Raw genomic sequence first — 11,268 nt, 5'->3', positions numbered from 1 at the left:
CCACGCCTCCCGCGACGATCGCGACGCGGTCGCCGCGGCCGAGATCGGCGGCCGTGAAGGCGTTGCCGAGCGGCGCGAGGAGCTCGATTTCCTCGCCGGGAACGAGCGCCGCGAGGCAGGCGGTGCCGGCGCCGACCACCTTCACGAGAAATTCGACGGTTCCCGACGCTCGATCCGCGTCCGCGATCGAGAACGCCCGCCGCAGGAACGGTCGGCTCCTCCCGGCGACGCCGATCATCGCGAACTGCCCGGGCCGAACCGAGGCGGCCAGGCCGGAGGCCGAGCAGAACAGGGAGAAAAGCCCGGGCGCGTGTTCGATCCGCGATGTCACCCGTGCTCTGACGTCACGCATTCAGCCGGTTGATCTTAACGCGAAGCCCGTCCGAAGGTGTGCCCGAAGGGCCGGTCGCCCCCCCGTTGAGGCCCATCCTCGAGCCCGGCGACGGGGAATCGATCTTCCCGGCAAGCCCCACCCGGAGAGAACACTCACGCGCGCGAACTCGCGAGCTTCCGCGCCCGGCGGAACACCGCGCGGAGCATCGCCGGCGTGAGGCGCCTCGTGAACGTGTTCTGCTGGCTCGGATGGTACGCGCCGAGGATCGTGAAGGGCGAAATCTCCGTCTCGGACCCGTGGGCGAACTTCGGACGCGGGCGCGGAATCGGGTGGCCGGCGGCGGAGAGCGCCCGCAGCGTCTGATCGAAGGCGAGGCCGCCGAGCGCGACGATCACGCGCAGCGCCGGCGCGGCGGCGATCTCGCGGATGAGGTAGCCGCGGCAGCGCGCGAACTCGGCGGGTGTCGGCCGGTTGTCGGGAGGCGCGCAGCGCGCCGCCGCCGTGACGAGAACGCCGGCGAGGGCGAGCCCGTCGTCGAGCGATCTCGACTCCGGCTGGTTCGCGAATCCCGCGGCGAAGAGCGCGGAGAACAGAAAATCGCCCGACGCGTCTCCGGTGAAGATCCGTCCCGTCCGGTTCCCGCCGTGCGCGGCCGGCGCGAGCCCGACCACGAGCACGGGGGCCGCCGGATCGCCGAAGGCGGGCAGCGGCCGCGACCAGTAGCGCTCCCCCCGAAAGCGGCGCGGGGGGTTCGCCGCCGACTTTTCGCGCCAGGCGACCAGGCGCGGGCATCGCCGGCAGACGACGACGTCGCGGGCGACCGCCGCCAGCCGCTCCGTCACATCGATGTCGAGGTCTGGAGCGAGGAGAGGAGAGCGTCGAAGTCCGAGCGGGACCGCTCGATCAGGGACTTCGGCCCGGTCGCCTTCACGAAGACGTTCCCCTGAGGCGCTTCGATGATCGCGCCCCACAGAGCGAACCCGGGCTCCGGCGTCGATGGCCCCATCGGCATCCCCGAGGCGTACGTCCCTTCGGCCGTCACGACGGTGACCTTCACCCCGTTCTTGTCGAGGCTCGTCACGGTGCCGGGAGAGGACTGGCCGCTGAACTGTTCCTGCCAGCGCTTCGCGTTGGCGGCGATGCCGCCCCCCTGCCCGCTCCCGAAGTAGTACACCGCCACGGCGCCGTCCTTCTCCCCCGCCGATCCGGGAATCGCGAACTGCGCGGCGCGCATCGCCGACGCGGGGGCCTCGCGCCGCCAGGCGGCGGGGGGCGCGAACGCGATGCCGGCGACCCGGACCGGGCCGGTTTCGAGATCCGCCGAGACGGGCGCGGCGGGTCCTTCCCCCTCCTCCACGTGCGAGGGTGCCATCGGGATCTCACGGGCCGGCTGGGCCCGGCGGCAGGCGGCGATGCCCGCCCCGAGCAGGCCGATTCCGATCAGCAGTCGATTCCTCATGTTTCGACTCTAGCAGGTTGCTGAAAAAGGGTCCGTGGCGGGGTTGCGAGCGCCGCGGGCTCGAATGGAAGACGCCGCGCTGAAGGCGATGCCGGCCGCATCGTCTAGGCGCGGCAACGAAGCAGGCGAGCCAGCGCCGCCGCAACCTTCTGGTGGCACGAGCCTTGCCGTTCGCGCGTTGTAAAGAACCGGCGCTCGGCCTCGTCGCGCTGAGGCGCCGCGCCGTCCTGCGAACGATCGGCAAGACTCCTGACACGCCGCCCGGATTCGTTTTTCAGCAGCCTGCTGTCGAAGATCACTTCGGAAGCAATCGGAAATTGTTCGAGGCGCACCGGTAGCCGCCGTTGCGCACGACGCTCGGAACGAGGGGCGGATAGAGCGACAGCTCCCAGCCGGCGTCGGAAAACGCCCGGCGCGCGAGGGCATCTCCCGAGGCGAGCCCCCCCGAAAAGCCCTCGGCCCGGAGCTTCTCCCCGTCGCGGTCGAGAACGACGTTGTTCCAGCCGATCAGGAAATCGTCCTCGCCGGCAACCGGCTCGCGGCGGAGCGCAACCGGAACGAGAAAAGCCGGAAGCCGGCGGACGGAGAATCCCGCTTCGCGCAGATGCCGGCCGACGAGATCGAGGAACGCCCCGAGGCGGAGAGCCCGCGGCTGCTCCTGGTAGGAGAGGAGCGCCCGGCGCAGGTCTTCTCCGCGGAGCGAGAGGCCGTAGAGGTCGGCGAAAGCGGACAGGTCCGGCGCGGGAGACCCGGCGACGAGGTCCTTCCCCAGCGACGAATCGGCGACGATCGCCGTCCCGCGGCCCGCGCCGCCGCCGGCGATCGTCACGATCGAATCGAGGTCGAACCCGGCTCCGCCGCCGATCGCCGTCATGAGCTCCCGCCGTTGCCCGAGAGTTCCCGATTCGGGGAGGCGATGGACGAACCGGATGGTCCGGCCGTACAGGACGCCGAGCTCCGCCGCCGCCCGCCGGGCCGCGGCGCAATAACGCGCGATCCCTTCGGCATTCGCGAAGCTCTCGACCGGCACCCGGGAAGCGTGGAGAATCTCGAGGATCCTCGGCTCGAGCGAATGGAGCGAAATCCAGGCCGCGCCCGCCGCCGTCAGGAGCTGGCCGTTGTGGAAAGGCACGGGGGCGAGGGCCCAGACCGGTTCTCCCCATCGGCGCATGAGCTCCTCCGGCGCGTCCTTGACGATCTCCCGCGCCATCGCGTCGTCCGCCGCGCGCGCGCGCAGGAGCGCGGCCTTCGGCCGGGCCAGCAGCACCATCCGCCCGCGGGAATCGCGCGTCTGACTGAACGAGTCCCGCGGCCAGGGAGAGTACGGCCACCCGAACGTGTCGAGGAGCGTGATCGCGGAGCCGCGCGCGAAGTCGGCGAGCTGGATCCGCATCAGAGGATCGACGAGAGCGACGATCGGACGCTTCGGGTGCGCCCGCCGGACCGCCTCGAGCAGCCGCTCGACCTCGCCGGGTTCGAAGGAAGACGACGGGAAGCTGTAGATCGTCGCCTCGACGGGGTCGCGGTCGTCGGCCGCGAAACGCGCGCCGCCGGCGGCCAGCCGCACGCGGCGGTCGGCGCTGCGCCGGGGAACGACGCCCCAGGCGTACTGGAGCGCCTCGACGTCGTCGAATTCGTTGTCGGTCTTTTCCGTGATCGCGTAGAGAAGGACCTCGCGCGCGTCGAACGGGGCCGCGGGGGGACACGCGGCCGAGAGCGCGGGCAGGACCGATCGCAGAGAGGGACGTCCGGACACTCGCTGCGCGCCGGCGAGAAGGCGGTCGACCGCGGCGTCGATCCTCCCGCGCGACCAGGGCGGCCCGGACGCGAGAAGGTCGAGGACCGCCTGCCTCGGCGCCGCAGCGGCGGCAGGGCGGCGGCCGCGGGGCGTCCCGGCCGGGGCGAGAGCGGCGAGCGCAGCCGCGAACACCGCGATCAACGCTCCGGTCCGGACCGGACGATGTCCCGCCTCCGGAGGACCGGTTTTCGGTAGCCGGATCACCGGCGGCGCCGGGCGGGCGGCGCGGCTTCCCGCATCGCGGCGCGCCAGCCGCGTTCGAGATCGGGAAGCGCGGTGCCGGTCTCTTCGCGGATCGCGGCCTCCACCGGAGTCCCGGAGGCGAGGTCCCGAAGGATGCAGGCGGCGGCGGCGGGACCGTCGGCGCGCACGAGCTCCTGGACGCAGAAGAGCGCCAGGCGATACGCCGCGCGGGCGCGCTCGCGGTCGCTCCTCTGGGAGAACGCCGTCGAAAGATCCGCGACCGACTCGAGCGGGATGACGGAGAGAGATTTCGCCGCCTCCTCCGCGGAGATGCGGCGGCCCTCGACGTACTGGGCCACGCCCTCCTGGAGCCACCCGGGCGCGCGCCCGCCGGTCATCTCGGTGATGAACGCGTGCGCGAGCTCGTGCGAAAGGAGCGCGCGATAGCTCTCGGCCTCCGGGCCGTCGGGCGGCAGCGGGACGTGGATGCGGCCGTCGTAGATCCCCCCGACCCAGTCCGGCGTGTCCATCCAGGCGAAGTATCGCCGGCCCTGGTAGAGGATGACGACCGGCGAGACCGCGAGCGGCTGCCCGAAGAACGCGGCGAGCTCGGCGCGGCGTTCGTCCAGGAACCGGAGCGTCGATTCGACCGCTTCGATCGGGACGCCCGCATCGTAGAAGACCTCGAAATCGTTCCCCTCGAGATACTGCTGGCCATGGCCGTAGGCCCAGTCGCGGCGGAGCTTCCCCATCCGCGCCCGGATCGACGGATCGTTGCCGCCGAGCCGGATCGCCTCCTCCCACGCGCGCAGGGCCTCGCTGGTGCGGTTGCGGTCCGCGTAGAGCGAGCCGAGCTCCCGGAAGACGCGCACGGCGTCCGGATTCGCCTGGCTGGTCCGGATCGCGGCATCCAGGTAGAACTCCGCGAACTCGAGGTCGCCGTGGCGGACGTACGCGAGCGTCAGCTCGGCGACCGCCGCGCCGTTGCCCGGATCGTCGGCCGCGGCTTCGGACAGGAGCTCGATCGCGCGCGGCGGATCGCCGGCCCCGAGGTATTCCCTCCCGATTTCCGTGAGCCGCCGCGACTGCTCGGAAACCGGAGGCGGATGCGCGCTCGCGGTCTCCCGGCGAAGCTGCGCCAGCGCGGCGCCCGGGTCTCCCCCCGCCCCCGATGCTCCCGCGACGGCGAGCGCGGCCGCCGCCCACGCCACGAAAGCAACGAGCCCCGCCCGCGCATGCACGATCCTTCTCACGACTTCGGGGAAGGATACCGGAACGCGCGGCGGCCCGCGCCGCTGGCGGGGGAAACGGCCGTATCCTTCCTCACCCTCAGGAAACGGTGAAGTCCGCCTGCGTCTCCGAGGCCGGGACTCCGTCGCCGCGGACCCCGAGCCGCAGCGAGTAGCGGCCCGCGCGCAGTCCCGACGTGTCGAGCTCGAGCACGAGCTTCCACATTCCGTCGGCCGCAAGCGGCGTGCGCCCGACGAGCCGGACTTTGGCCGGCACGCGACTCGATCCGTTCCCCGACACCAGCTCGGCGTCCATCGTGAACGGAACGATCGCACCCGGATTCTTCTGGAAGACGACCAGGCACAGCCGCGCGAGCGAATTGGCGGCGAGATCCGGGCTCACCCTCGGCGCGTACGAGCGGTCGCCGATCACGAAAATGCCGCCCGCCGGCGCGCCGCGGTTCTCGTCGCGGATGTTGACTCCGTCGCCCGCTCCGTCGACGAAGACCGGAGGGAGGATCTCGAAACCCGCGGCGGAGAAGTCCGGGACAGCGAGATCGGACTGGGAAAAGCCGTAATCCCCCGACTGCTCGTTCCGCACGAGCACCCGCAGCCGATATTTGCCGGGCAGCAGGTGGCAGGTCGCGAGATACGTGAGGCCGCCGCTGCCGAGCGCCGGGCCCAGCTTGGCGAGCTCGACGCTGATCGACCGCGAGAAGTAGTCCGCCAGCGCGCCGGTCTCGTCGCTCACGTACCCGTAGATCCCGAACTGAAGGGCGCCCCCGGAGGGGAGCGAGGAGAAGAATCTCGGCGGGACGCTGACGATCACGGGCACGGGCTCGAGGCTGCCTCCGGCCATCGGAAGCGCCGTGACCTCGAGCGGGATCTTTCCGGGGGTTTGTGCGTCGTTGATCACGTCCGCCGCGGAAAACACGCGCTCGAGGGGCGAAAGCGCGCCGAAAGAACGCGAATCGTAGTAGCCCGCCCGCGCCGAGACGTGGGCCCGGGGAACGTCGACCTTCACCTTGAGGTCGTGGAACTTGCCCGCGTCGCCGGGGTGCGACGGCCGGAACGACAGCAAATAGATGAAGCTCGTCCGTTCCACGATGCGCTTGATCTGCGCCTCGAGGTCGTTGGAGTTCTGGATCACCTCTCCGCCGGTGGCCGAGGCGATCGCGAAAAGCGACTCGCGGCCGCGGCTGACGTGTCCGAGATTGGCGTCGGGCGCGGTCTCGTCGCGCAGACCCGCGATGTCGACGGGGTAGATCGCGCAGTCCGAGCGGCGGAAAATTTCCATCGTCTCGGTCAGGCGGCGCTCGAGGGGGGTGTTGTTGTAGCGCTTGTCGATGTCGACCGTCCACATCGCGCCCGAGGCCATCGAGTCGTTGTCCGCCTGGTTGTCCTCGTTCGTGCGGAACATGTTCCCGTACAGCAGCTCGGCGTCGAATCCCTCGGAGAAGTACATGATGATCTTGCGGCCCTGGACCGCGTCGAGCGCCTTGCCGAGCCCGCCGATCCCGCCGAGCTGGCGCTCGACCCGGGTCTTCGCGAACTGGTCGGAGCTCTTCTGGGCCATCATCTGGAAGATCTTCGCGTTCGTGGCGAACTCGGTGTCGTTGCCCCCGCGGTACACCTCGGCCGGGGTCACCTTCGCGGCATTGGGGTCGCCCGGGAGGAGGAAGGCGAATGCGAGCGGATCGCGCGCCCGGTCGATCACGGCCGGGAGGCCGACGCGCGCGGCCGCGGCCGCCAGCTGCGCGCGATCCTGCGTGAAGTTGACGAGGATCTGCGCGCCGCGCTCGATCGACTCCGTCGCGACGGCCGCGAGGTCGTCGGGCGCCATTCCCTTCTGGACGAAGGCGATCGCGGCCTCGCGCGACCGCGCGATCTCGTTGGGAGTCGCGAAGGAAAAATCGAACAGCAGCAGGAAGTGGCGCCGCCCGGCTGCCGGGAGGTCCGACGGCAGGCCGCTCGCGAGCCGCCGCTGGGAGAGGTCGATCGTGTCGACGGAAAGGATCTGCTGCCTGCGTCCGTCGTCCTCGACCGTGAAATTCTTCTCGGTCAGGCCGCGGACGGGCTTCCCGTCGCGTCCGGTGACGTTGACCGGAACTTCGACGAGCGAGACTTCCGCGTTCTCGTGGAAGATCTTGTCCGCCGGGGGCTTTGCAGCCCGCGCCGGAAACGCCGCGAGAGCGGCGAGAAGGACGGCGGGGAGAAGGCTTTTAGACACCGGCGATCCCGAATGCAAGATCACTTTACACCCTTTTCGCGACGGCGGAGGGCGTCGGAGGAATCTTAACGAGATCTTCATGCCATGGCGCCGGCCGCCCGGGTCCCCCGGCCCGGACTTCCCGCGCTCGTCACGCCGGAGGCGCCGCCGCCTGGCGAGCGGCGGCGTCGGCCCTCTGCGTCCAGAACGCGGCCGAGGCCGGGTCCCCGAGGATCTTGAACGTCTCCCCCGCCGCGCGGAAGCAGCGCGGAGTGGGCGATTTCTTCACCATCTCGAGGAGCGTCTGCCGCGCTTCGCCGGAACGCCCCTCGCTCGCGAGAAGGAACGCGAGCGAGGACCAACCGCCGGGGTTCCCCGGGAAATACTTGATCTCCTGGCGGAATTCCTGCTCGGCCTCGGCGTTGCGTCCCATCCGCGCGAGCAGGTCCCCCTTGAAATAATGGAGGTTGCTCACCTGGCGGTCCTCCCGGTTCTCCAGCTCCGTTTCGACCTTGTCGAGCTGCGCCAGCGCCCCCGAGAGATCGCCGCGCGCTTTCGAAACCTGGGCGAGGAGGATCGCGGGCTTGACGTGCCCCATGTGGCCCCGTTCGAGCGCCTCGCGCGCTTCTTTCTCGGCCCCGTCGAGGTCCTTGTCGTGCATCAGGACCGCGGCCAGGACCTCGTGCGCCTCGGCCGGCCCGGAGACGGCGATCGACCGCTGCGCGAAAAGTTTCGCCTGGGCGAAATCCCCGAGGTCGAAGTATTCGTTGGCCATCGAGGCGAGCGTCACGGGATCCCCCGGCTTCCAGCGGTCCGCCTGCTTGAGCGCTTCGAGCGACTGCTCGGTCTGGCCGAGCTTGTGGAACGTGTTCGAGAGCTGGGTCCACGCATCCGTCATCCCCGGTTCCTTCCGGAGGAGCTCGCGCAGCAACGGGATCGCCTCGGCGTAGCTCTTCTCCGCGTAGAGCCGGATGGCCTTGTGCAGGAGCGACAGCTCGCCGACGCGTTCCATCGGGTTCGGGAGGTTCGCGGCGTCCTCGGGCGGCGAGGCCGAGCCGAGGTAGCCGAGCGCGGCGAGCTTCTTGACCTGCTCCGGGTCGCCGTGTCCCGGCGCCTGCCGCGGCCGGTCCATCGCGAGAAGGGCGTTGCGCATCCGGCGGAACGGCGCCGGGAGGCCCGACGCGAGGTCGTGCGTCTCCGAGGGGTCCCCGACCACGTCGTAGATCTCGTCCTTCGGCGCGTGGATGTACTCATACCGGTCGTTCGTCAGCGCGGCGAGGTCGCTCCAGCCGAAGTGATAGCGCGGGTAGAGCGTCTCGCTGTAGATGTCGCGCACCGGGAAAGAGCGCGCGGCCGACGCGGTGAAGGGCACGGCTTTCCCGGCCAGGTTGGCGGGCGGCGCGATTCCGACGGTCTGCGTGATCGTCGGAAACAGGTCCTCCAGCCCCACGGGGACCGCGACGGACTGGCCCGCGTCGGCCTTTCCGGGGAGCTTGATCATCATCGGCACGTGCAGCGTCTCGCGGTAGAGCAGCACGCCGTGCTCGAGCTCGCCGTGCTCGCCGAGCCCCTCGCCGTGGTCCGAAACGAGCACCAGGAGGGCGCGGTCGTAGATCCCCTCGCGCCGGAGATAGTCCGTGAACTTGCCCACGATCTGGTCCACCGTCGCGATCTCGCCGTCGTACGGGCGGTCGCGGTATTCGGCGTCGAACGGCGGGATCGGCTTGTACGGAGTGTGCGGCTCGTAGAGATGCAGGAAAAAGAAGAAGGGCGTCTTCTCGTGCTCGGAGATCCATTTTTCCGCGATTTTCTCGGTGTCGAATCCCGAGCGCTGCACCTGCGCCAGGCTCGCGGTCTCCGTCTGCGCCTCCACGCCGTCTTCGAAGAAGTCGAAGCCCTGGTTGATCCCGGTCGTCGCCGTGAGGACGACCGCCGAGATCGCGCCGCCGGTCGCGTAGCCGTTTTCCTTGAGCGTCGAGGCGATCGTGACGTGCCCGGGCGCGAGGACGTAGCCGACGTTGTCGCGCACGGCGTTCTGCGGCGGCAGCATCCCGGTCATCATCGTCGTGTGGGAGGGCAGCGTCAGCGGAACGTGGCTGTAGGCGTTCTCGTAGAGGACCGAATCGCGGCGGAGCGCGTCCATCGCCGGGGTCTTCACCTGCCGGTAGCCGTAGGCGGGGAGATGGTCGGCGCGGAGCGTGTCGATCGAGATCAGGATCACCGGCGCGCGCTGGAAACGGCGCTCGCCGCGTCCGCCGCAGCCCGCCGCTGCCGCGAGCATCGCCGCGGCCGCGATCGCCGCGCCCCATTTCCCGGCGCCGCGAGCCGCGGGACCTTCGTCGTTTCTCTTCCGCGTCGTCATTTTCCTTCTCCGTTCCGAGAGCCCGCGCCCATCAACCCTTGTTGGCCGGCAGCTGCGCCAGGAGCTGGCGCGCGCGGGCGATGTCGGGACCGTAGCGCACCGCGGGCGCGCGGGCGATGAAATCCTCGAGCGCCGATCGTGAATCGGCGTCATCGCCGATCCCGTGCGCCACGAGCGCGATGTTGAACAGGGCGTCGAACTGGTTCCGGTCGAGCGCCACCGATCTCTTCCACGAGGCGATCGCGTCCGCCGAGCGGCCCGCCCGCATGAGGGCGACGCCCTGCGCGTTCCACGCGCGCGGCAGCCGGTCGTTGACGGCGAGCGCCCGGCCGAGGGCGGCGAGCGCGGCCGCCGGGTCTCCCGCCTGGAGCCGCGTGATCCCGATGTTCTGCAACGCCTGGCCGCTGCGGGGATCGGCGGCCGCCGCCTGCTCGAACTTCGCGATCGCCTCTTTCGTCCGGCCGGCGGTCGCGAGCGCGATTCCGGTCGCGTTGAGCGCTTCCGGATCCCGGCTGTCGGAGAGCGGCGCGAGGATGCGGAGCCCTTCCGCCGCCCGCCCCGACTCGGCGCAGAGGAGCCCCCACCGCGCCCGCAGCCCGTCGTCGATCAGGCCCTTCCGGTCGGCGGCCTCGAGCGTGGCGATCGCCGCGCCGTCTCGTCCCGCCTGGCCCTGGAGGAACGAGAGAAAGTCGTACCCGGTGCGCATCGTCGGCCGCTCCCGGACCACCTCCGCGGCGCGCCGGAGCGCCTCGTCGAGCTTTCCGCGCTGGTAGAGGTCGACGAGGTCGTGGATGGCCTGGTCGAGCCGGACCAGGTTCTTCGGGTCATCCTCGGGCCCGTAATGGCCGCGGGGCGCGGCGGTCCCGGTGATGTAGCCGAGGCTCTGGAGGCGCGCCCGCTCCTCCGACGAGCTCGAACGCGGCGCGACCTTTCCCGCGCCGGCCGGAATGGCGTTCTTGAGCACTCGCACGCGCGAATCGTCGCGGGAGAAGAGGTTGTGTTCTTCTTTCGCGTCCGAGTCGAGCGCGTAGAGCTCGGGGATCGGCAGGTCGATGTACTTGGCCCCGCCGCCGACCTCGCCGCGCAGCGGCGCCCAGCCGCGGTTCAAGCTCGCCGAGAGCGCTTCGAAATACGAGGTCTCCTTCGGATCCGGCGGCGGTCCCAGGAGCGACGCCCCCGGAAGTCCGGCGGGCTTGCCCGCGCCGACCTCCGCGAGGATCGTCGGCACGATGTCGATGTGCCTCGCCAGGCGCGCGTCCGAGCCGGACGGCACGAGTCCGGGCGACCAGACGAGGAGCGGTACGTGGAGCGTGGCCTCGTACGCGAACAGACCGTGCGTCAGCTCGCCGTGCTCGCCGAGGCTCTCGCCGTGGTCGCCGGTGACGACCAGCAGCGGCGGCGTCTTTCCCGAGCGCAGCTCGTCGAAGAGCGGCGCGAGCGCCGCGTCGACCCCCGCGACTTCGCCGAGATAGGGATCGGCCGCGTACTGACGGTCGAAGGGGGGCGGCGGGCGGTACGGGGCATGGCAGTCGTAGAGATGGACCCAGAGGAAGCGCGGCGTCGAGACCGGCGCGTTCCACCACTTCAAGGCCGCGGCCACGACCTCCGTCGCGGGGCGTTCCGACATCACGAAGTCGTAGGGACCGACTCCCTCCGGATAGTGCTGGTCGTAAACGTCGAAGTCTTTCGCGAGG

Annotated in this window: 9 protein-coding genes; all 9 read right to left on the bottom strand. The window is 70.6% G+C overall.

What is annotated here, in order from left to right; genetic code table 11:
• Positions 1-352, bottom strand: a 352-nt coding sequence (locus tag VKH46_11980; protein ID HKB71556.1) for an FAD-binding oxidoreductase, incomplete at its 3' end; no start/stop codon positions are given.
• 134 nt (positions 353-486) lie between these two features.
• Positions 487-1,176, bottom strand: a complete 690-nt coding sequence (locus tag VKH46_11975) for a uracil-DNA glycosylase (GenBank protein HKB71555.1) — start codon at positions 1,174-1,176, stop codon at positions 487-489.
• Positions 1,173-1,793, bottom strand: a complete 621-nt coding sequence (locus VKH46_11970; protein HKB71554.1) for a hypothetical protein — start codon at positions 1,791-1,793, stop codon at positions 1,173-1,175. Before VKH46_11970 ends, VKH46_11975 begins: the two co-directional genes overlap by 4 nt.
• 104 nt (positions 1,794-1,897) lie before the next feature.
• On the bottom strand, positions 1,898-2,092 hold the full coding sequence (locus tag VKH46_11965; GenBank protein HKB71553.1) for a hypothetical protein: 195 nt from the start codon (positions 2,090-2,092) through the stop codon (positions 1,898-1,900).
• The gene (locus VKH46_11960; protein HKB71552.1) at positions 2,089-3,732 is read right to left on the bottom strand and encodes a hypothetical protein; all 1,644 of its coding nucleotides are present in this window, start codon (positions 3,730-3,732) and stop codon (positions 2,089-2,091) included. Before VKH46_11960 ends, VKH46_11965 begins: the two co-directional genes overlap by 4 nt.
• Positions 3,733-3,791: 59 nt before the next feature.
• Positions 3,792-5,027 carry a tetratricopeptide repeat protein gene (locus VKH46_11955; GenBank protein ID HKB71551.1) on the bottom strand — a complete coding sequence of 412 codons (1,236 nt, stop codon included), beginning with the start codon at positions 5,025-5,027 and terminating at the stop codon, positions 3,792-3,794.
• Positions 5,028-5,103: 76 nt separating this feature from the next.
• Complete coding sequence (locus tag VKH46_11950) at positions 5,104-7,233, bottom strand: VWA domain-containing protein (GenBank protein ID HKB71550.1); 2,130 nt, start codon at positions 7,231-7,233, stop codon at positions 5,104-5,106.
• A 130-nt stretch (positions 7,234-7,363) separates the two neighbouring features.
• The gene (locus VKH46_11945) at positions 7,364-9,574 is read right to left on the bottom strand and encodes a sulfatase-like hydrolase/transferase (GenBank protein HKB71549.1); all 2,211 of its coding nucleotides are present in this window, start codon (positions 9,572-9,574) and stop codon (positions 7,364-7,366) included.
• 31 nt (positions 9,575-9,605) lie between these two features.
• On the bottom strand, positions 9,606-11,268 hold a 1,663-nt coding region (locus VKH46_11940), incomplete at its 5' end, for a sulfatase-like hydrolase/transferase (GenBank protein ID HKB71548.1).

The organism is Thermoanaerobaculia bacterium (assembly GCA_035260525.1).
In the GTDB taxonomy this organism is placed as follows: domain Bacteria; phylum Acidobacteriota; class Thermoanaerobaculia; order UBA5066; family DATFVB01; genus DATFVB01.
This window is presented reverse-complemented; position numbering and strand designations above follow the sequence as displayed.